This window comes from Paenibacillus sp. N3/727, assembly GCF_022637315.1.
Taxonomy (GTDB): domain Bacteria; phylum Bacillota; class Bacilli; order Paenibacillales; family Paenibacillaceae; genus Paenibacillus_AQ; species Paenibacillus_AQ uliginis.
In genome coordinates, this window is the sequence record NZ_CP093336.1 from 644,319 (window position 1) to 664,566 (window position 20,248).

General features: G+C 46.1%; 21 protein-coding genes. 11 read left to right on the forward strand and 10 right to left on the reverse strand.

Going from position 1 to position 20,248, the window contains the following annotated elements:
• Positions 1-206 precede the first annotated feature (206 nt).
• The 7 genes from MNQ98_RS02880 to MNQ98_RS02910 form a co-directional block, all read right to left on the reverse strand.
• Entirely contained in the window at positions 207-992 is a 786-nt protein-coding gene (locus MNQ98_RS02880; protein ID WP_241931839.1) for an endonuclease/exonuclease/phosphatase family protein, read from the reverse strand.
• 18 nt (positions 993-1,010) lie between these two features.
• Positions 1,011-1,838 (reverse strand): carbohydrate ABC transporter permease, encoded by an 828-nt coding sequence (locus MNQ98_RS02885; RefSeq protein WP_241931840.1) that lies wholly within the window; start codon positions 1,836-1,838, stop codon positions 1,011-1,013.
• Complete coding sequence (locus tag MNQ98_RS02890) at positions 1,835-2,716, reverse strand: carbohydrate ABC transporter permease (protein ID WP_241931841.1); 882 nt, start codon at positions 2,714-2,716, stop codon at positions 1,835-1,837. The genes MNQ98_RS02885 and MNQ98_RS02890 overlap by 4 nt, the downstream gene beginning before the upstream one ends.
• An 81-nt stretch (positions 2,717-2,797) precedes the next feature.
• Entirely contained in the window at positions 2,798-4,084 is a 1,287-nt protein-coding gene (locus tag MNQ98_RS02895) for an ABC transporter substrate-binding protein (protein ID WP_241931842.1), read from the reverse strand.
• Positions 4,085-4,214: 130 nt separating this feature from the next.
• Positions 4,215-5,735 (reverse strand): response regulator transcription factor, encoded by a 1,521-nt coding sequence (locus tag MNQ98_RS02900; RefSeq protein ID WP_241931843.1) that lies wholly within the window; start codon positions 5,733-5,735, stop codon positions 4,215-4,217.
• Positions 5,713-6,435, reverse strand: coding sequence for a sensor histidine kinase (locus MNQ98_RS02905; protein ID WP_241931844.1), 723 nt, complete (start codon positions 6,433-6,435; stop codon positions 5,713-5,715). The genes MNQ98_RS02900 and MNQ98_RS02905 overlap by 23 nt, the downstream gene beginning before the upstream one ends.
• Before the next feature lie 36 nt (positions 6,436-6,471).
• Positions 6,472-7,548, reverse strand: a complete 1,077-nt coding sequence (locus MNQ98_RS02910) for a hypothetical protein (protein WP_241931845.1) — start codon at positions 7,546-7,548, stop codon at positions 6,472-6,474.
• A 183-nt stretch (positions 7,549-7,731) separates the two neighbouring features.
• On the opposite strand from MNQ98_RS02910, the gene MNQ98_RS02915 reads away from it, so the two are divergent.
• From MNQ98_RS02915 to MNQ98_RS02935, 5 genes are all read left to right on the forward strand, one after another.
• Positions 7,732-8,406: a response regulator transcription factor gene (locus MNQ98_RS02915; RefSeq protein WP_241931846.1), complete on the forward strand. Its 675-nt coding sequence runs from the start codon at positions 7,732-7,734 to the stop codon at positions 8,404-8,406.
• Positions 8,403-9,803: a sensor histidine kinase gene (locus MNQ98_RS02920; RefSeq protein WP_241931847.1), complete on the forward strand. Its 1,401-nt coding sequence runs from the start codon at positions 8,403-8,405 to the stop codon at positions 9,801-9,803. Before MNQ98_RS02915 ends, MNQ98_RS02920 begins: the two co-directional genes overlap by 4 nt.
• Positions 9,804-9,873: 70 nt before the next feature.
• Positions 9,874-10,788: an ABC transporter ATP-binding protein gene (locus MNQ98_RS02925; protein ID WP_241931848.1), complete on the forward strand. Its 915-nt coding sequence runs from the start codon at positions 9,874-9,876 to the stop codon at positions 10,786-10,788.
• Entirely contained in the window at positions 10,785-11,501 is a 717-nt protein-coding gene (locus MNQ98_RS02930) for an ABC transporter permease (protein ID WP_241931849.1), read from the forward strand. Before MNQ98_RS02925 ends, MNQ98_RS02930 begins: the two co-directional genes overlap by 4 nt.
• A 1-nt stretch (position 11,502) precedes the next feature.
• Positions 11,503-12,231 (forward strand): ABC transporter permease, encoded by a 729-nt coding sequence (locus MNQ98_RS02935; RefSeq protein WP_241931850.1) that lies wholly within the window; start codon positions 11,503-11,505, stop codon positions 12,229-12,231.
• 111 nt (positions 12,232-12,342) lie between these two features.
• Here the strand turns inward: MNQ98_RS02935 and MNQ98_RS02940 are convergent, their stop codons facing one another.
• The 3 genes from MNQ98_RS02940 to MNQ98_RS02950 all read right to left on the reverse strand — a co-directional run bounded on the left by MNQ98_RS02940 (position 12,343) and on the right by MNQ98_RS02950 (position 17,146).
• On the reverse strand, positions 12,343-13,260 hold the full coding sequence (locus MNQ98_RS02940) for a DMT family transporter (protein ID WP_241931851.1): 918 nt from the start codon (positions 13,258-13,260) through the stop codon (positions 12,343-12,345).
• A 309-nt stretch (positions 13,261-13,569) separates the two neighbouring features.
• Entirely contained in the window at positions 13,570-15,318 is a 1,749-nt protein-coding gene (locus tag MNQ98_RS02945) for an alpha-glycosidase (RefSeq protein ID WP_241931852.1), read from the reverse strand.
• Positions 15,319-15,496: 178 nt separating this feature from the next.
• Positions 15,497-17,146 carry a CoA-disulfide reductase gene (locus MNQ98_RS02950; protein ID WP_241933825.1) on the reverse strand — a complete coding sequence of 550 codons (1,650 nt, stop codon included), beginning with the start codon at positions 17,144-17,146 and terminating at the stop codon, positions 15,497-15,499.
• Positions 17,147-17,652: 506 nt separating this feature from the next.
• Between MNQ98_RS02950 and MNQ98_RS02955 the strand changes: the two genes are divergently transcribed.
• The 6 genes from MNQ98_RS02955 to MNQ98_RS02980 all read left to right on the forward strand — a co-directional run bounded on the left by MNQ98_RS02955 (position 17,653) and on the right by MNQ98_RS02980 (position 20,230).
• Positions 17,653-17,913 carry a metal-sensitive transcriptional regulator gene (locus MNQ98_RS02955; RefSeq protein ID WP_208916051.1) on the forward strand — a complete coding sequence of 87 codons (261 nt, stop codon included), beginning with the start codon at positions 17,653-17,655 and terminating at the stop codon, positions 17,911-17,913.
• Positions 17,914-18,004: 91 nt separating this feature from the next.
• On the forward strand, positions 18,005-18,232 hold the full coding sequence (locus MNQ98_RS02960) for a sulfurtransferase TusA family protein (protein ID WP_241933826.1): 228 nt from the start codon (positions 18,005-18,007) through the stop codon (positions 18,230-18,232).
• A 64-nt stretch (positions 18,233-18,296) separates the two neighbouring features.
• Entirely contained in the window at positions 18,297-18,782 is a 486-nt protein-coding gene (locus tag MNQ98_RS02965; RefSeq protein WP_241931853.1) for a DsrE/DsrF/DrsH-like family protein, read from the forward strand.
• A 48-nt stretch (positions 18,783-18,830) separates the two neighbouring features.
• A complete protein-coding gene (locus tag MNQ98_RS02970) occupies positions 18,831-19,190 on the forward strand; it encodes a rhodanese-like domain-containing protein (protein WP_241931854.1) in 360 nt (119 codons plus the stop codon).
• A 28-nt stretch (positions 19,191-19,218) separates the two neighbouring features.
• Positions 19,219-19,515, forward strand: coding sequence for a rhodanese-like domain-containing protein (locus MNQ98_RS02975; protein WP_241931855.1), 297 nt, complete (start codon positions 19,219-19,221; stop codon positions 19,513-19,515).
• A 139-nt stretch (positions 19,516-19,654) separates the two neighbouring features.
• Positions 19,655-20,230: a sulfurtransferase TusA family protein gene (locus MNQ98_RS02980; RefSeq protein WP_241931856.1), complete on the forward strand. Its 576-nt coding sequence runs from the start codon at positions 19,655-19,657 to the stop codon at positions 20,228-20,230.
• The last annotated feature ends 18 nt before the right edge of the window (positions 20,231-20,248 follow it).

Consider the following 20,248-nt stretch of genomic DNA (forward strand, 5'->3'; position numbering starts at 1 on the left):
ATGCGAGCTTTCCTGTGGAAAGCTTTCGGGCGAACGCTTTGCTTCTCCAGAATAATTCCGGTCTGGGCGAGATAAAGCTCGACCGCCTCCAGACTAAGGTTTGGAATATAAGGGCCTCGCAGGAGTCAACAAAACGTTTCTTCGATGGCATGAGAGCCTGAATATATCGTTCCGTCTTAGAAAGAATTTGTATTCTTAGTACTTAATCATGAACGCGCAGGCCTCCAATTGACGGAAATGGGATAGTGGTCTGAAGGATAACCACCGTCAATCTGATCGCGATATATATGGATCTCCGTCATTTCGATATCCGGCGTAGCAAAGATATAGTCGATCGGCTCACCGTCTTGACCTCCCTTGAAATCATGGAATGTACAGCCGACCGGCTCGCTGAGAAGGGTATAGGCGTTCTGCAGCTGCTGCCCTAAAGTAGTGATTTCTGGCTGTTCTGGAGAAGCATTAAAGTCTCCCATGAGAATGACGGGAATCTGGTCCTCTTCACGATACTGCTGAATTTTTTCGAGCACCAGCTGTGCGCTTTTTTGCCTTGCAATCAGACCCATATGGTCAAAGTGTGTGTTAAGGACATAAAATTGGAAATCGGAAATCCTCTTGCTCTGGAAGCAAACCCAGGTGCAAATGCGGGGAAGACTGCTGTCCCAGCTGATACTTCCAGGCTCGTCACTTGTTTCGGACAGCCAGAATTGTCCATGTCTTAATGGTGTTAATTCAGCATGTTTGTAATAGATGGCACAGTATTCATCGTTCGGGTGGTTATCCTCTCCGAGGCGGCCGCTTCCAATTCGATAATAGTCAGGCAAAGCTTCATCTAAATCCTTCAGCATAGCGGAAGTACCCTCTTGCGTACCAAAGATATCAGGAGCGGAGGCTCCAATGATGGCAGCCGCGCGATGCTTGCGATAAGGCCATGCATTAGTGCCGTCTGTAGGAACATTTACACGTAAGTTGAATGTCATAGCGGTTATACTCATTGTTTATCCATCCCATCTCTATTTAATAGACCCTTCGGTCAATCCACCAATAATATACTTTTGCGTAAAAACGTACACGATTGCAATTGGAGCCATGGACAGCGAGAATGCTGCGAAAGCCAGAGTATAATCAAAACTGCTTTCGGTTTTAAAATTGTAAATAAACAGCGGCAATGTCCAAAAATCAGGATGACGGTTAAGCATAATAAGCGGTAGCTGGAAGTCGTTCCAGATCCATAGACTATTCAATATTAGTATAGTGGCGATAATTGGAAGCATCAATGGATAAATAATTCGGCTGAACGTCAGCCAGACGCCACAGCCATCGATCTTTGAAGCTTGATCAAGTTCGAGTGGAATATTTTTAAGAAAGCCGACACATAGAAACAATCCCTGTGAAAACGATAAGGTTACATACATGATAATCAATCCGGGCTGATTAAGAAGTTCCAAATTGCCCATATGTCTGTATATTGGCAGCATAATGGCTTGAAAAGGGACAAAAATTCCCATAAGAATGATGGTGTATACCCATTTGTAGTACAGTTTGTTTGTGTTACGAGAGATTGCATAGGACACCATGGGAATAGCGATCAGCATAAACAGCAGGGATACGATCGTAATAAAGGCGGAATTTTGAACCATTCCCCAGAAGTTGGCCTTGTTGATAACCGAAATAAAATTATCAAGATACAGGCTGGATGGAGGTGAGAAAAAATTCGTTGTCGTCTCAGCCCGTGTCTTCATGGCAATCGAGAGAGTCAGGTAGATCGGAGCCAATATAAACAACGCACCGATTCCCAGAAAAGCATAGCTGACTATTTTAAACGGCAACCGTGTCTTCATTGCTGTCCGACCTCCTTTCTAGATAGAAGCTTAATCTGTATAAACGAGATGATGCCAATGAGTATAAATACATAGATTGCTTCTGCTGTCCCGTAGCCAAACTTCATCTCACTCATGCCATGCTGGTATATGAGGAAGCCCAGGGATTCCGTTGATTGGGAGGGTCCGCCGTTCGTCATAGCCACGATGTAATCGAACACCGTAAGACCACCCTTAATGGCAAGTACCACGTTGACGGTTAGCATCGGAATCAGGAACGGAATCGTGATCGAGAAAAATCGTTGCACAGGCGTTGCCCCGTCTATGACGGAAGCTTCGATAATATCCTTCGGCACATTGGATAAGCCAGCAATAAAGATGACCATCGGAATGGCAAAGCCTTGCCAGATATTAGTCAGAGCAATTCCAAAGATTGCTGTGTCCGGATTTCCAAGCAAATTGCGGGATAGCCATTCGATACCGAGCTGTTCACCAATCGGCGGAAACAATGAGTAAAAGAACTGGTTAAACATCAAACCGACTGTAATCATGCTCAACACAGCGGGGAAGAAATAAATGGATCGGAACAAACCACGGAATTTCAGGGACTGGCTCAGCAGCAAGGCCAGAATGAGCGCCACACTGAGCTTTCCAATCACGACAATAACGGTATACAGCATGGTGAAGGTAAGCCCGTTCAAGAAACGTTTATCCTGCAAAATGTCTATGTAATTTTGTAATCCGACCATGTCATAGGAAAGTGAAAATCCGTCCCAATTCGTCAAGCTATAGTAGAACCCGATAAAGACCGGTGCTAAAAAGAATAAGCAATACAGTAGTACCGCAGGTAAGGTCAGCAGGAAAAATACAGTGCCCGGCTTAAAGCCTCGAATGTTCATAATCGACCTCCATCAAGCAAAAGAGGCGGAAATCCTGGAGTGATTCCTCATAACCAAGGTCTTTCCGCCTCATTGGCATTGTTATTGATTAAACTTGTTGAAAAATATCGTATCGAGTGTTTTCAGATACTGGTCAACGTCTTTGGTTAGGAACATTTCTTGAGTTGCTTTGCCCACTTCGGCATTCATTCCTGGCGGCCAGAGTCGCTCGATGGTCGGGTATACCTTGCCGTCCGATATAAGCTGTGTCAGCGAACTAATCTCCGGGAGGCCAGTCTGTACATCCTTGATACCGGAAGGATATCCGGCGATGCTCAAATAGGTTTCTACGTTTTCCTTTGAGGACATGAACTCAATGAACTTTTTGGCCTCTTCTTTGTTTTTTCCATCGGCAGGAATACCAATAGCCGTATCTACCGAAACCTGTGTTTTCAAATCTGCAGCATTTTCGGTAGGGAGTGGGAACATTGCGAATTTCAAATCGGGACTTGACTCTTTAATTTCTTTAATTGCCCAAGTACCTGTGAACCACATGGCTGTTTTACCGTTTGCGAAATCACGAAGCGCGTCATCATAGCCGGTCCCCATATTATCTTTTTGTCCATACTCGCGCAGGGCTAGAAGTTTTTCTGCGAAAGGTTTGAAAGCCGGGTTGTCTGTAATATGCGCTTTACCATTCATGACATCATCAAGGAATGATTCAACGTCCGGTATCGTTTGCCCCATTTTATAGACGACTTCCTGACGGATACCGTTGAAATCTTTATCGTGAAAGTAGAACGGTGTAATGCCAGCATCCTGAAGCTTCTTTGCAGTCTCCATCAGCTCCGAGTAAGTTGTAGGAATCTGAAGGTTCTGACTTTCGAAAATGTCCTTGTTATAATACATGCCGAGTGTTGCTACTCCGATCGGAACCATGTAATTTTTGCCGTTGATTTTACTCAAATCCGCAATGGCAGGCTGTACGTTAGCCATCAGTGGATCATTGGTAAGGTCGATCACACGACCTTCCTTTGCCATTTTCTGAAAAATAGAGTTATGGGGATAATGGGTGAAGACGGCAGGGGCATCATTGGTAGAGACCCTCATCGTCCATACATTCTCCGGATTAGGAACATTGTTTTGTTCGACCGTTATGCCCGGGTTGGCCTGTTCAAATTTCGTTATGAGTTCGTTGACAACATTAACGGCCTCCGGTTTCATTTGAAAGTACTCAATCTTGACGGGTGCTCCTCCGGAATTAGCATCACTGCTGTTCGGCGCGTTGTCTGCTGCGTTCTTCGAGCCTCCACCAGAGCAGCCGGCTGCCGTCAACAGTGCAAGGGAGACTAGTGCTGCCATTCCGCTTTTCAAAAACCCCTTTTTCATTATTTCAGCTCCTTTTGAGTAAGTATGTAACGTGCACGGGTTCATTGTAGCAAGCGGTCAGCAGCTGAAAATAGGAGAGAACTGACTGTATGAATAGGATAAAACTGTTCTTTATTCGTTCCTTGGCTTCTCAATAATTTTTAGGATTTTTCTCGCTTCTGGATTTTCCTGGCGTTGCACCGTAAACCTTTCTGTACATCTGGATGAAATAAGAGTAATCATTAAAGCCGACTTCGCTTGCCACTGTAGCAATCGGCAAATGATAGGATGTGCTCTCAAGCAACTTTTTGGCTTTGTCCATCCGAATGGATAAAAGATATTGGGTAAATCCCATTCCACATTTTCGTTTAAATAACCGGCTAAGATAGCTTGGATCGACGAAATAACGATGCTTCGCAAGATCGTCAAGAACGATTCGATTTTTGTAATTGGCCTCGACAAAGTCTTTAATGTCCTGAACGATATCTCTCTTGGCTTCGCTTCGTTTCAATTGCTCAATAACCGTGCTTAGCTTCGCGATTAAATCTTCACCGGCTTCGTGGATGGAAGTGAACTCGAACAGGTTCCGCTGTTCTATGTAGGAAGATGCGGTCTCGCTGTTGGCACGGCCGATAAGGGTGTTGATCATATTTACAGCGGCAGCAAGCGAGTCTTGAACCATATGAACCGAGAACTGCTTTTTAGCGGAGTCGGCAAGCCAGGAGCGAATCATGCCGGCCATTTCAGTGACTTGATGGTTGATCGCTTTTTGGTTGAATACGCCAGTCCATTCCTGAATTAGTGCAGCATCATAGTGATACACATTGCCAATGTGCTCGATCCTTACAGTTTTGCCGTGGCCATGCACGAAACTTTGCAGCGCCGCAAGTTTGGCTTCCTTCAGGGATACGTCCAGCTGCCGCAGATCGGTTAGAGCAGAACTAATTCCGATGGCAGCGCAGGACTCTCCTGTAATGTCGGTCAACTTCCGATTAATTCTGTCACAGAGTGAATGGACGCTGTCATGCAGTCCCTGACCTGATGCTGTTTTGGAGCGAATCCAAGCAATCAGAAGCTGTGGCTGGAATTTATCGGTCATGATAAATGTTTGTAGGTTGTTTCGCAGGAATACTTCCTTTGCGATGGTCGTTAGTTCCCTGTACTGGGATGGGTGATGCAGAAATACCATTGTGTGAGATTCATAGTTCCCGCTGCCCAATGCAGCCTCCAAAGCCGGAAGGTTGCGACCTGCTTCTTCGTAGAAGCAGGCTGACATGGCAAATTCAAGCGACGTTTCTTGCCGATCTGCGACACGCTCTTTAATTTGCTTCAGTAAAGGGGTTAGCTCTTGCCGATCTACGGGCTTCAACAAATAGTTCTCCACTTTATATTGAATCGCTTCGCGCGCGTAAGTGAAGTCATCATAACCGCTAATAATCGTTACAAGTGTCGAAGGGTGATTCTTTCGAATATGTGCGGCTAACTGAATACCATCCATCCCTGGCATGCGAATGTCTGTTATCAGTAAGTCAGGAACTTCTTCATCAATGATTTTTAGGGCAGTAGTGCCATCCTCAGCTTCTATGACAAGTGTGCTTGCATCCCAATCTTGTATCATCTGAACGATCGCTTTTCTGGCGAAAAACTCATCATCTGCTACTAAAATTTTCATGTGTGCTAATCTCCTTGTTGAACGGAATATGCATCATAATCGTTGTACCTGCTTGCTCTTCACTGATGACATTCATCCAGCAGCTTGCACCGTAAAAATGCTTGATCCGGGCGTAAACATTCCTCATCCCAAAGTTTCGGTCAAGATCCTCTACCAGTGCGTACTCATCCTGCTTCAGCATTGCCCTCAGTTCAGTCAGCTTCTCTTCCGGAATGCCAATTCCATTATCATAGACGGAAATATAAAGAAACTGTCTACGCCGCTTGATGGTTAGACGAAGCACACCGGTGCCGCCTTTCGGTTCCAACCCATGGTAGAAGGAGTTTTCGATAATCGGTTGTATTAAAAATTTGATGATTTTGCAATCCAGAACATCGTCATCGATGTCGTATTCTACCTGGAACTTGTTAAAGAAACGAATTTGTTGAATTTGAATATAGTGCTCAACCTGCTCAAGCTCTTTTCCGACCGTGACCACATCTCCATACTTGATGTTATAGCGATAAATGCTGGATAAGCTTTTGGTCATGGTGGATATGTGATCCATGCGATGAAGTTCTGATATGGAATGTATGGCATTTAACGTGTTGTATAAAAAATGCGGATTAATTTGCGACTGAAGCATTTTAAGCTCTGCTTTCTTCTGCAGGCTGCTTGCCATAATTTCCGATTCGCGGCTAGTCTTTATTCGATAAATCATGGCATTGTAGCTGTTGATGAGCCTTCCGATTTCATCCTACCGGTTACTTTGGATAACGGTATGGGCCAAGTGCTCTGAATCAACGATTTTCATTGATCCGCTAAGCTTTAATATCGGATGGATGAAATATCTGTGGAAAAAGAATGCGAGTGCCAATGCTGCTATGAGTGCCAAAATGCTAATGAACACATAGTTCAATGTATTGCTTAGAAAGGTGTCTGTTATTTGTGCAACAGGGATATAATGGATGACTGTCCAACCGGTTACCGTATTGATCGTGCTGCTGATCAGATAGGGTTGTCCATTCCAGTTCATTCGCATAATTTGATAGTTTCCTGCTGTATGATTGGAGACGCGGGATGTAAATTGTTGGGATTGTTCTGGACTTAAGTGACTCAGTGTTCCATCTGAGGTATAGACCATCGTATCCCCTGACAGAATCATGGTTCCGAGCTTTAATCCGTCATTTGAAATACCGCCGAGCATATTTTCAACGGCTTTATCGTAGATATCAACTTTTGCATATCCTTCTTGGGCGTTATTCACGTTCAAGTCCGATAAATAGCGTACGATGGAAATACGATGGTTGGTACGCTCTTTCGCATTTGCATCTTCCGAGATATGTACTACAAAATGATTGTTTTGGAGGCGGCTGGGGCCGATTTCTTCAACCGTTTTTACGATTTCAATCGCCTTTTCTGGTTTGCTGCCGTATACGCTTCCATTAGGGGCGAGTGCGGAGATCATAGCGATATTCCCGTTAATGAGTACAAGCTGTTCCATGGAGGTATGCATGTAGTTAGCATCATCAATGTACACTTTTTCCGTAGCACGCTTTGACTTTTCCAGAATGGCGCTCAGTTTGAAATTCGTTAAATAAAAGAAAGAGTAGCGGGCTTGATTGGTAAAAAAGTCGTTGATGCTTACATGTGTCCGACTGTCCAATTGCTTCAATATTTCCTCATAGTCGGAGTTGGTTTGCTTGTATAACTGCATGCCGGAGATGAACATGGCAGATATGACCGGTACAACGATAATGAGCACGTAAGTCAATACAAGCTTGCTTCGAAAAGTCGATCTGTGGAACTTCCGGAGTAGGTACGGTTGCGGCATGAGATCACCTCTCTTTAATGTCGATGTTGTGATTTTCCGTGTATTTGCGGTAATCAGCTTCATTATTTGTCATAATGGACGTCATTTCAATCCGTTTTGTGTAAAAACGGGATACAGGCACTTTTTTCATACATGTTATAATGCAAGACATAGATTGAGATGGAATAGAAAGGAAGATCAGTTGTGAGTGCAACGTTGTTATATATCGAGGATGATCGGGAAATCGGTGAATGGGTAAACGGTTTTTTGAAGGATAAAGGTTACGGTGTCGTTTGGCTCACGGGTGGGGAAAAGGCAGTGGAGTCGGCGTCATCGTGCAGTCTGGCGATTTTGGATGTCATGCTGCCCGGACTTGACGGCTTCACAGTTGGCCAACGTCTTAAACGGGCATACCCCGGTATGCCGATTTTGATGCTATCGGCCCGTACGTCGATTGACGATAAGCTTGAAGGACTGCAGTTCGCAGATGATTACTTGACGAAGCCGTTTCACCCCGATGAATTGGCGGCAAGAATAGAGGTTCTACTTCGCCGTTCTGCTGTAAATTCTGCGGAGCCGGCGGTGCTTAAGCATTTAACCGTATATGAGGATGAGAACCGGATTGTGAATCAGGAGACAGAAGAGGAGATCATGTTGACAGGCAAGCAGTTTCAGATCTTTATGTATTTGTTCCGGCATCAGGGAAGGGTGATGACGAAGGAGCAGATCTATGAAGCGGTCTGGGGAGAGTCCTATATCGAAGGGGACAAAACGCTGATGGTCCATATCCGATATCTCCGCGAGAAGCTGGAAAAAGACCCCGCATCACCGGAAGTTATTGAGACGGTTCGGGGGCTGGGTTACCGGGTGAGAGTATGAAATGGCGGAATAAAGAGAGGAAGAAGGGAAGGTTTCGCAACTCGTTAACCTCCCGGTATTTGCTCATTATTTTGATTGCGATGATTTTTATGCCGATCATGTTTCCACTGGCCACGGTATTTTTTTGGTTTGTAAATGATACCGTGTTGAATAATGAGCCGACTCCTCCAGGTAAGTACGCCAATGGAAAGGTTTTGGAGGGAATGTGGCATCAGGAAGCAGCGAAGCTTGGCGGACAATCTCCAGAGCGGATCAATGAACGTCTCCGGGAGATTAGGCAGGAATACCCTGAAACTTCAATCTTCTGGGTTGACGCCAGTAGCCGGACCCAGCTGGAGCTTCCCGGCGGACAAGAGATTCCGGAGCAGTGGAGTTCGGAGCATAGCGTACAATTTATGAAACAGTCTGTCGGGACGGATCCGTTCACAACTGTAGCGTTGATCGGCGGCAAAAAAGATGGCGGACAGGGCTTTATGGTGATGCAGCTACCCCGAAGTTATATTAATGAACCGGATCCGATGGGTAGTCGAACTGCCATTTATATCTTATTTATGCTAACCATGTTCATTATGTTTATTCTCATATCATGGATGTTTTTTGTGCGTATCCGCAAACGACTGCTGCATCTGCGTGATGCCATGACTTCCCCGGGAGAGACGGGAATCCCTACCCAGATCCAGCTTAACAAACCAGATGAAATCGGACAGCTGGAAGAGGCTTATAACCATATGGTGGATCAGCTGGAGAAGGGGCGTCAGCGGGAGAAGGAAGAAGAGGAGCTGAGAAAATCGCTCATTGCTAATCTGTCGCATGACTTGCGAACGCCGCTGACGGTGATACGGAGTCATATTTTTTCGATGGGGAACGAGCCGTTAAGTGATACGGGAAAAGAGTCGCTAACACTGATGGAATCGAAGATCGGTGATGTGGGTGGTCTGATCGATAACCTGCTGTCATACAGCCTGCTCACTAGCGGGCGTGCCGAGCTGAATCCGGAGCTGTCCGATGTGCTGCGTTTGGTTCGCGAGAGTGCGGCAGGATGGTATCCGTTGTGGGAAAAAGAAGGGATCGAAGCAGATATTGATCTTCAAGATGAGCCGGTAATCTGGCCGATCGATGTGCTGTGGTTCAAGCGTATTTTGGACAATTTGTTTCAAAATGTGGTCCGTCATGCGAAGTCGGGACAATACATCGGCATTTATTCGAAGGAGCTGCCTGGTAAGGGGATGGCTATCATCGTGTCCGACAAAGGTCCAGGCATGGGCGGAGGATCGTTCGATAAAGGGGCCGGGATTGGGCTGGCTGTTGTAGATTACCTGACCAGAGAAATGGGAATTGATGTCCAAGTTCAATCCTCTCCCGAGGGGACGTCAATTACGCTGTCACGCAAAATTTAAACTTTTTTTAAACTCAAGGGCGACCTGGATTTAACCTTCGGGGTTTAAAGTTAATTCCGAGGTGATAATCGTGAGTGAATTAGTCATTCAAACAAAAGGGTTATACAAAACATACCGCAATCGCGCGGCCGTCGATAATTTGAATCTTGAAATTGTAAAAGGCGATATTTATGGATTTCTGGGACCGAATGGAGCAGGAAAAACAACCACGATACGGATGCTGCTTGGGTTGATCAAGCCGACGAAGGGATCGATTCATCTGTTCGGCAAGGATTTGACGAAAGAAAAAATGAATATTTTACGCCGCACAGGCTCGCTCGTGGAGTATCCATCGTATTACGGGCATTTGACCGCGGTTGAGAATTTGGAGACATTGCGGCGGATTATCGGAGGTCCGAAATCCCGGATTTCTGAAGTTCTGGATATTGTAGGTTTGACGAAGGAAGCGAAACGTCCGGTGAAGGGTTATTCCCTCGGTATGAAGCAGCGACTTGGTATTGCGGCTGCCCTGCTTGGAAATCCAGAGCTGCTAATTCTGGATGAGCCGACGAACGGACTCGATCCTTCAGGGATTCAGGAAATCCGTGAGCTGATTAAAAATATGCCGAAGCAGCACGGGATCACTGTGCTGGTCTCAAGCCACCTGCTTAGTGAAGTGGAACAGATGGCGGGCCGGGTAGGGATTATCCGAGAGGGACAGATGGTGTTTCAGGATACGATCCAAAACCTGGTGTCCCAGTCTTCGAGTGGATTCCGCTTGTCTGTATCAGAGCCGGAGCTTGCTATGGGGCTGGCGTTCGATATGGGGTGTGACGGGAAGCTTCAGGGCCAATTGCTGGAACTGGAACCTATGCAGGATGACAAGGTCGCTTTACTCGTGAAACGGCTGGTCGAGAATCAACATGCGGTTTACCGTGTTGAAGAGAAGCGAAAGTCGCTGGAGGATATCTTCATGGAAATCGTCGGAAAGGGGAGCGTACAATGATGGTCCGCGCACTGTCCGCCGATTTCCTGAAAATTCGCGGTAAAGGCATCTGGCTTCTTGCCTTGATCGCCCCGATCGGACTCATTGCCATGCAGGCCTTGAATTTTGGACTTCGGTACGACTACTTGATGAAAGTATACGTAGCTGATCCTTGGGGCGGATTGATCGAGAATATTTTAATGTTTGTGCCCATCGCCATTATTCTTGGGATAACGCTAGTGTGTTCACTTGTGGCGAATGTCGAGAATCAGCTCAGTTCATGGAAGCAGCTGCTTGCACTACCAATCACACGAACTGCTGTATTTAGTGCCAAATTTGTGATGGTGTTATTGGTCTTGTGCGTGTCTTGTATTTTGCTGAGTGTCGGGACACCCGTACTTGGGTTTGCCCTAGGAATGGATATGCAAAACATACCGTACGGAGATCTTATACGCCTCGGGTTTGTTCCGCTTATGGGCGCCATTCCGCTTCTGGCCCTGCAGTTGTGGTTATCACTGACCACGAAAAATCAGGGGATAGCTGTAAGCTTTGGGGTTACAGCTTCGGTTGTCTCGTTGTTCGCCCTTAAGTTTCCTGACTGGATGCCTTTGAAGTGGCCTCTGATGGCATACATCGGTCCCGGACAGACCAAAGTGATCAGCGCTGGTCTTCTGCTCGGTGCCGTTATTACACTGGCCGGACTGATTCATTTCAATCGAAGGGATGTGAACTAATATGGCATCCTACTTTCGAGCTTTATCTTCCGAATGGTTGAAATTGTCCAGCCCTATCCTATGGCTTCAGATCATTCTGAGCCCGGCGCTTGCTCTTCTGATCGGAATTACCCAAGGAAATTCCTTGATGCCATGGCACGTTTTAGTTGCCTTGATGGCCAGTATGCATGCTCTGCTGTTTCTTCCGATCCTGACCGGGATGCTGGGCGCCATGGTCTGTCGATATGAGCATTCTGGTGGCGGCTGGAAGCAGCTACTTGTCATGCCGATTTCACGCGGAGCCGTATATTTCGCTAAGTTTTCCATCGTTGGTCTTATACTGGCTGCTACACAGCTGCTGTTTCTGGGGGCTGTTCTTGTCACAGGATTGTTCCACGGCATTAAGGAGCCCTTACCATGGGACATGATAGCGACAAGCTTGCTTGGCGGCTGGGCAGCCTGCCTGCCTTTGGCGGCACTTCAGTTGGCTGTATCCACAGCCTGGAGCAGCTTTGCAGCACCGCTAGCACTGAATGTTGTATTCACGATTCCGAATATCCTTGTGGCGAATTCGGCAACATACGCCCCGTACTATCCATGGGCACAGCCGCTGCTAGCAATGATGCCATCTGGTGAAGAAGGATTCGGAGCTTTTTCGGTACCTTTTCAAACGTTAATGCCTGTCGTAATTGGTGGATTTCTGATCTTCTTTATCGGAGGGCTAGTCTATTTCCGGCGTAAGGAAGTGTAGGGGCGATGTCCTTATAAGCATCGATCAGAAAAAGGGGGCGTCCCTAAAGGTCTATTGACCTGGGACACCCCCTTTTTAAATCATATGCAGCTTCACAACGGCATTGTTAATTTAAGCATCATAAGAGACTACATCTCTATCTCTGATAGGCTTCGTAGTTTTCTTACCTTGATAATTAACGAAGAAAATACTGACTACGATCAGAATCAAGCCGACAAGCAGCGTGTACGTAAACGGCTCATTCATAAACACCGTTCCCGTCAGTACTGCGATCAGTGGGACAAGAAATGTAAAGGATGCGACCTTGCTCGCATCACCTGCATTAATCAGCTTGTAGTAAATGACAAAAGCAACCGGAATGCCAAACGTAGCGCCAAAACCGAGACCCAGCAGGTAATCGGCGTTCCAGATAATGCTGGACCAGCTCTCCACTATGGTTCCGATGCTTGTCAGTATACCTCCTCCAATGACGAACTGCAGGGCAACCATCCACATGGAGTCAACATGCGAACTTTCCTTTTTGACATAGATGACGCCAAGCGCCCAGCTTACAGCTGACAACAGAGCCAGAAAGACGCCGAAGAAGGAGATGTTACCTGTTAAGCCGTCGGCGCTTACCGATAGGATGCCGACGAAGCCGATAATAAGACCTAGAACTTTGACGATTGACATTTTCTCTCCGAGCCACAACCAGGCAAATAGCCCAATAAGTACGGGTTGGAAATATACTAAGACGGAGAAGAGGCCGCCCGGCAAATACAGCAGCCCTACCGTTTGAATGCCGTAGAAACAGGCCGCATTGAGCAAGGCTGATATAATGTATCGATGCCAATTCTGGCGCCATTTGATCTTTCTCCAGCTTGGCAGCAAAATCAAGGCTAACAGCAGGCCTCCAAGCAGAGAACGCATGCCGGCAAAAAGAAGCGGCGGTGTACTGGTCAGTGCCATCTTATAAATGGACCAGGACAAGCCCCAGATCAAGACAAGGCATGCAATGGATAAAGCAGTCTTTGGTACAACCTTTTTCAAGTGGAGTGAACCCCTTTCATAATTTGGCTGGAACTCATCCACCACGATATGTTTAAATCGATTTTGCCAGAGTCTATACCTGATGTCATGACACATAAATAACTTTTCGGTATCATTACTTAGGTGAATTCCAATGCATAATGAGTGACCATTATATCACTTCGAAGATATGAATGTTATGGATATATTTATCCAACGCAGCTTATGGACTCTTATGTACAGATATAAAAAGGGAAGCCATATTTAACGTGCTTAATATGTGCTTCCCTTAATTATTTATAGAGTTTAGTTTAGTGATTAGTAGTTATATTATCGAGCAGCCTTAAGCAGTGCAAACCCGTAAGCCGGCAGCTTAACCGTAAGCTGTCCCTTCACGGCCTGGATGGAATCTCCGTTCCAGAGGTTACTCCATTCCTGCTCAAGGACTGGTACTGTAATCGACTGGGCAGCTTTATCATTGTTCATGAGCACAACGATACTTTCGTTGTCGTCTTCGCGCAAGTAACCCAGTTTTCCACCTTGATTCTCTGCAGTCAGGAAGTTAAACGTTCCGGTGCGGAGAGCGGTATGCTCTTTACGCAATTTGATGATTGTCTGATAGAAGGTGAACAGTTCTTTGTCCTGCTTGTCTTCATTCCATTCCATACACTTGCGGCAGCCCGGATCGTGCCCGCCATCCATGCCGATTTCATCACCATAGTAGATGCAAGGGGTTCCGGAGTATGTGAATTGGAACAGTGATGCGAGTTTCATCAGACGCTTGTCGCCATTGGCAAGTGTTAGCAATCGTGCCGTATCGTGGCTGTCTAGCAGGTTGAAGGCCACTTCACTGGCCTGGCGTGGATATCCTGCCAGCTGCTTGCCGAGCATAAAGGAGAATTTCTCAGCATCCACTGTGCGGTTAATGAAGAAATCAAGCACCGCGTTGGTAAACGGATAATTCATAACCGCATCGAACTGGTCGCCTTCCAGCCAGATGGAGGATTCATGCCACACTTCACCCAGAATATAAGCATCCGGGTTCGCTTTTTTTACGACCTGACGGAACTCACGCCAGAATTGGTGGCCAACCTCGTTCGCCACATCGAGACGCCATCCGTCGATGCCGGTTTCTTTAATCCAGTATTCCGCCATTTTCAACAAATATTGTTTCACTTCCGGATTTTCCGTATTCAGCTTCGGCATAAGAGGCTCGAACGCAAAAGTGTCGTAGGTCGGAATTCCGTCAACTACCTCAAGCGGAAGGGAGCGGACATAGAACCAGTCTTTATATTTGGAGTTCTCGCCGTTCTTTTGAACATCCACAAACGGAGCAAAAGTTCTGCCGGAGTGATTAAATACAGCATCCAAAACAACACGAATTCCACGTTCATGACATAAATCCACAAGCTTTTTCAGTGTATCCTTGTCACCAAACTGCGGATCAATTTCCATGTAATCCTCAGTATCGTACTTGTGATTCGTAGTAGCAGTGAACAGCGGTGTGAAATAAATAGCGTTGATGCCAAGCTCGATTAGATGGTCCAGGTGGTCGATGACACCTTGAATATCTCCGCCGAAGAAGTTGCTTGGTGTCGGGTCTGTGCTGCCCCATGGCAGAGTGCCTTTAGGATCGTTGCTCGGATCGCCGTTCGCAAAACGTTCAGGGAAAATCTGATAGAACACAGCATCCTTTACCCAATCTGGCGTTGTAAACACATCCACCGGATTGATGAACGGATATTCAAACAGGCGGTCTGGATTGGCTGGTGGCTCCTCAAGGAAACCATACTCCGTCATCCAGCGCTTCTCGCGTCCACTCTGGAGCAGGAAACCGTATTTCAGGCGGCGGTATGGCGGCTGGGCTTCACCCTCCCAATAGTCAAACATCTCATCAGAAGAGAGCTTGACCATCGGTATGTACTCCATCGTCTGATCCCACAAATATTTATCTCCAGCTAGAGCGTAAACTTCGGTGATGTCGTCTTTTTTCGTGCGAATGCGAAGATGGATCGTGCGGCCATCATAAGCATAAGACCAGTTTTTGCGCGGACGATGATAAATAGCTTCTAAGAACATGAAGAAGTCCTCCTTTAAATTAAAAAAAGGTACACCCAGGACTAAGTATTAGCCGAGGTTGTACCTTTTAAAAGATAACATTGCCTTTAAATTATAAGTTTAATAAAAATATACCACGGGTCTTTGCGGGAAACAAGTGAATGAATGATGACGTATGAACACGCGCCGATAGATATTCTTACTGCCGGAACACGGAAGAGTAGGTTTTCCAGCCGCCATCGAGATTTTTCACGCTGAATCCATTTTCGGCCAAAATGCGGGATGCCAGATATCCGCGAAGTCCGACTTGGCAAGATACGTATAACGTTTCATTCTTCGGAAGTTCCTCCAGACGACTGCGAAGATCGTTCAGCGGAATATTGATGGAACCTTCAATATAGCCAGCTTTACATTCCCCGGGCTCGCGGACATCGATCAGGGTTCCACCGCGCTTTATCAACTCATCGATTTCATGCCACTGCACAGTTTCAACACTGCCCTCCATCATATTCGATGCCACGTAACCTGCGTAATTAACCGGATCTTTGGCGGAAGAATAAGGAGGGGCATAGGACAGCTCCAGTTCAGTCAGATCATATACGTCCAGCTTACCTTTGATTGCTGTGGCAATTACATCAATCCGCTTGTCGACACCGTCTTGTCCAACCGCTTGCGCTCCGTAAATTTGTCCGTTATCCGGATTGAAGAGCAGTTTCAAAGAGATGGGATAGGCTCCAGGGTAATAGCTTGCATGAGAGCTTGGATGAATATGAATAGCCTGGTAAGGCATATTAAGCTGTTTGAGTCTTTTTTCATTGCTGCCGGTAGCAGCCACGGTCAGATCAAATACTTTAGCAATGGAAGTGCCGAGCGTTCCTTTGTAGGATACGTTCTTTCCGTAAATATGATCCGCCACCATGCGTCCTTGTCGGTTGGCAGGGCCAGCCAGTGGAATCATTGCTGGGCTCTGGTGAATATAATCGGACACCTCCACTGCGTCACCGATGGCATAGATACTCTCGTCATTGGTCTGCATATATTCATTTACTTTAATGCCGCCGCGCTCACCAACATCCAGCCCTGCATCGATGGCCAGCCCATTCTCGGGGCGAACACCGATGGACAAAATGATCATATCCGTGGACACTTTCGTTCCACTGGATAGTTCAATCGTTTTACCGTGATCAGCCAGCGCTTGAACACCGTCTTCAAGAATGAGGGTAACCCCTTTTTCCTTCAGATGGGTATGGACTATAGAAGCCATTTCATAATCGAGAGGTGCCATCACCTGGTTAGCCATCTCGATAATTGTTACCTTGACGCCGCGATCAGCCAAGTTTTCTGCCATTTCCAGACCGATAAATCCGCCCCCAACCACGACGGCTTGAGCAGGTCTTCGCACGTCCACAAATTGCTTGATCCGATCTGTGTCAGGAATATTGCGAAGGGTGAAGACGTCCTCAGCCTCATCCAGCCCCGGAATGTTCGGTACGATCGGCTTGGATCCGGGAGACAAAATCAGATGATCATAGCTTTCCTTGGTAGTTTCGCCAGTGGTCAGATTTTTGATGGATACCGTCTTTTCCTCACGCTGAATAGACACCACCTCGCTGAGGTTTCGTATGTCGAGATTGAATCTTTTACTCATACCCTCTACGGTCTGTACCATTAGCTTGCCGCGTTCTTTAATACTCTCTCCGATATAGTAAGGAAGCCCGCAGTTGGCAAAAGAAATATGTTCTCCGCGCTCCACCATGACTATCGTTGAATCCTCATCCAATCTGCGCAGCCGGGCTGCCGCAGAGGCTCCACCTGCAACACCGCCGACAATAACGATTTTTTTACCCATCATTAATTCCTCCAGTTATGTTTTTGATAATACCCTTGGGGGTATAATAACATATACGGCAAAAAAAGAAAGTGACAAATATATAAACATCTTTACAGGCGATACGTATTTTCGCACCACGCGCAGCTCACAGCACGAAGTATGGCGGTGCATACCGGCGATCGACTACATGCGGACGGACTCAGGTTCCGTTATTTGGAGCAAATTCGTCTATTAGAGTGAGGTTGAGGACTGAAAGGCCGTTATTTGCGCCTATTCAAGTGGAATCGGCTATGTTTTGAAGAATTAACGGATTCTCAGTCCGGAACGATGGAAAAAGTCGTCAATTGCAGCAAATAGCGGAATGTAAGTCCGTAATGCGCTCCGCCCGGGCCTTTCATACCCCATTGCTGGAAGACATTCCAGTCTTGACTTAATACCCTTAGGGGTATACATTATGGACATGTGTTATATAATGAAATTAAGGGCATGACAATATATAATCGAGTGGACAGGAGGGAAACGCGTTGGATTACAATGATCAAATGAAAAATCGGGTAAAGCGCATTGAAGGACAGCTTCGCGGTATTTTGAAAATGATGGAAGAGGACAAGGATTGCAAGGAAGTAATCACCCAGCTCTCTGCCGCACGGACAGCGATTGACCGGACCATCGGTGTCGTTGTCAGCTCGAACCTTGTGGAATGTGTACGTACTGCGGAAGAGAACGGCCACAATACTGAGGAGCTTGTGCTCCAGGCAGTGAACTTGTTGGTAAAAAGCCGCTAATAACGGAAGGGTTGACACCCCTTTCTGTATATTTATTATACCCCTATGGGTAATTAGAAAGATGATTTTTAACCTTAAGGAGGAATTTATGATGATTGCAAATAAAATATTGGATGCTAAAGGATTAGCTTGTCCGATGCCGATCGTCAAGACCAAGAAAGCGATGAATGATCTGGAAACAGGGCAGGTGCTTGAGATTCACAGCACAGATAAAGGTGCGAAGAACGATTTGGCAGCATGGGCTAAATCAAGCGGGAACGAACTGCTGGATCATAAAGAAGAGGATGGCGTTCTGAAGTTCTGGATCAAGAAAGGCTAAATTTTTTTGAATATTTGTATACCCCATGGGGTAATGATAAATTTAAAAAGGGGGAATCAATAACGTGACAGATCATAAAAGAACAACCATTGTGCTGTTTAGCGGTGATTATGATAAAGCAATGGCTGCGTACATTATTGCCAACGGTGCGGCGGCTTACGATCATGAAGTAACGATTTTTCATACCTTCTGGGGACTGAATGCACTTCGTAAAGACGAAGATGTGATGGTGCCAGTGAAAAAAGGATTCATGGAAAAAATGTTCGGGAAGATGATGCCGAGAGGAGCCAACAAAATGGGTCTCTCTAAGATGAATTTTGCCGGCATGGGTCCTAAGATGATTAAAGATGTTATCAAGAAACACAACGCCGTTCCACTTCCACAGCTGATTGAACTGGCACAGGAGCAGGATGTGAAGTTGGTAGCCTGCACGATGACCATGGATTTGCTTGGATTGCAGAAGGAAGAGCTGCTTGAAAACATTGAGTACGCGGGTGTTGCTGCTTATCTGTCGGATGCCCAAGACGGCAATGTGAACTTGTTTATCTAATTTTACGGGGATTAATTCTCCTAAAATATAAAGAGAGGAATTTCAAATATGGAATATCTCAATATCATCATAATCGCACTTATTGTCCTATTTTTGATCCAGCGCATGCTGCCTGCAAAGGGAATCCGGCAGATCACTACAGCGGAATTAAAAAATGAATTAATGGACAAAAACAAGCAGTTTATTGATGTTCGAACGCTGGGAGAATTCAGCGGGAACCATATTAGAGGGTTCAAGAACATTCCTTTGCAGCAGCTTGCCCAGAAGAGCGGAGAGCTCTCGCGGGACCGTGAGGTTGTTGTCATCTGTCAAAGCGGAATGCGAAGCAATAAAGCGAGTAAACTTTTGAAGAAATCTGGTTTTGGAAAAGTAACCAATGTTAAGGGCGGCATGAGTGCCTGGTCATAGACAAAAATAATTATTGGAGGCCTTTTTAATGAAGGAGATAACACCTGCCGAGGTAGAGAAGCTGTTGGACGAAGGCAAAAGCCTGAACATTATCGATGTACGCGAAACCGAAGAAGTGGAAGAAGGTAAAATTCCGGGGGCGATCAATATTCCGCTTGGATTGGTAGAATACTGCAAGCAAGACCTGGATAAATCCAAAGAATATATTATAGTATGCCTTTCCGGCGGCAGAAGCGGCCGTGCAACCGAGTATCTTCAAAGTCAGGGTTACAACGTAACTAACATGACTGGCGGGATGTTAGCGTGGGAAGGAAAGACAGAATAACGCTGGGAAACAGAATGAGATATGATGCTAAAACTTTGTATGTGACGGGTATCGATTTATTAACGGTGCGTTAAAGCGCCATTTTTTTTGAATGATAATATACCCCGGGCGGTATATAAAATGCAGGAGGTATTCATATATGAAATCTATTGATTCCAACGTGATGTTAGATGCAAAAGGTTTGGCATGCCCTATGCCGATCGTACGAACGAAGAAAGCGATGAAAGATCTTGAAGGAGGTCAAGTGCTGGAGGTAGAGGCGACGGATAAAGGATCCAAGGCAGATATGAAAGCATGGGCGGAAAGCACCGGCCATCAATACCTCGGCACCATTGAAGAAGGAGATGTGCTGAAGCATTACTTACGTAAATCTTCCGGTGAGGAAACGGCTGAACGCTCATACCCTCATGTGACGGACAATACCCAGCTGGAGCAGAAACTCCAGGCAGGTGAGCCGGTCATACTTCTGGACGTAAGAGAGTCTGCAGAATATGCATTCAAACACATTCCAAATGCCATCTCCATTCCTTTGGGAGATTTAGATAACCGTCTTGAAGAGCTGAACAAACAGGATAAGATCTATGTCGTATGCCGTACCGGAACCCGTAGTGACATGGCTGCACAGAAGCTCGCGGCCAGTGGATTTGATCGGGTGATCAATGTAGTGCCTGGAATGAGCGGCTGGACTGGAACAACGACGAGCAGCAACGATTAAATAACCAAACAACCAAGA

What these genes read in the sequence shown, in the direction of transcription:
- MNQ98_RS02880 (WP_241931839.1), bottom strand. Translation starts at nt 992, where the DNA reads ATGAGTATAACCGCTATGACATTCAACTTACGTGTAAATGTTCCTACA.
- MNQ98_RS02885 (WP_241931840.1), bottom strand. Translation starts at nt 1,838, where the DNA reads ATGAAGACACGGTTGCCGTTTAAAATAGTCAGCTATGCTTTTCTGGGA.
- MNQ98_RS02890 (WP_241931841.1), bottom strand. Translation starts at nt 2,716, where the DNA reads ATGAACATTCGAGGCTTTAAGCCGGGCACTGTATTTTTCCTGCTGACC.
- MNQ98_RS02895 (WP_241931842.1), bottom strand. Translation starts at nt 4,084, where the DNA reads ATGAAAAAGGGGTTTTTGAAAAGCGGAATGGCAGCACTAGTCTCCCTT.
- MNQ98_RS02900 (WP_241931843.1), bottom strand. Translation starts at nt 5,735, where the DNA reads ATGAAAATTTTAGTAGCAGATGATGAGTTTTTCGCCAGAAAAGCGATC.
- MNQ98_RS02905 (WP_241931844.1), bottom strand. Translation starts at nt 6,435, where the DNA reads ATGATTTATCGAATAAAGACTAGCCGCGAATCGGAAATTATGGCAAGC.
- MNQ98_RS02910 (WP_241931845.1), bottom strand. Translation starts at nt 7,548, where the DNA reads ATGCCGCAACCGTACCTACTCCGGAAGTTCCACAGATCGACTTTTCGA.
- MNQ98_RS02920 (WP_241931847.1), top strand. Translation starts at nt 8,403, where the DNA reads ATGAAATGGCGGAATAAAGAGAGGAAGAAGGGAAGGTTTCGCAACTCG.
- MNQ98_RS02930 (WP_241931849.1), top strand. Translation starts at nt 10,785, where the DNA reads ATGATGGTCCGCGCACTGTCCGCCGATTTCCTGAAAATTCGCGGTAAA.
- MNQ98_RS02935 (WP_241931850.1), top strand. Translation starts at nt 11,503, where the DNA reads ATGGCATCCTACTTTCGAGCTTTATCTTCCGAATGGTTGAAATTGTCC.
- MNQ98_RS02945 (WP_241931852.1), bottom strand. Translation starts at nt 15,318, where the DNA reads ATGTTCTTAGAAGCTATTTATCATCGTCCGCGCAAAAACTGGTCTTAT.
- MNQ98_RS02950 (WP_241933825.1), bottom strand. Translation starts at nt 17,146, where the DNA reads ATGGGTAAAAAAATCGTTATTGTCGGCGGTGTTGCAGGTGGAGCCTCT.
- MNQ98_RS02960 (WP_241933826.1), top strand. Translation starts at nt 18,005, where the DNA reads ATGATTGCAAATAAAATATTGGATGCTAAAGGATTAGCTTGTCCGATG.
- MNQ98_RS02970 (WP_241931854.1), top strand. Translation starts at nt 18,831, where the DNA reads ATGGAATATCTCAATATCATCATAATCGCACTTATTGTCCTATTTTTG.
- MNQ98_RS02975 (WP_241931855.1), top strand. Translation starts at nt 19,219, where the DNA reads ATGAAGGAGATAACACCTGCCGAGGTAGAGAAGCTGTTGGACGAAGGC.
- MNQ98_RS02980 (WP_241931856.1), top strand. Translation starts at nt 19,655, where the DNA reads ATGAAATCTATTGATTCCAACGTGATGTTAGATGCAAAAGGTTTGGCA.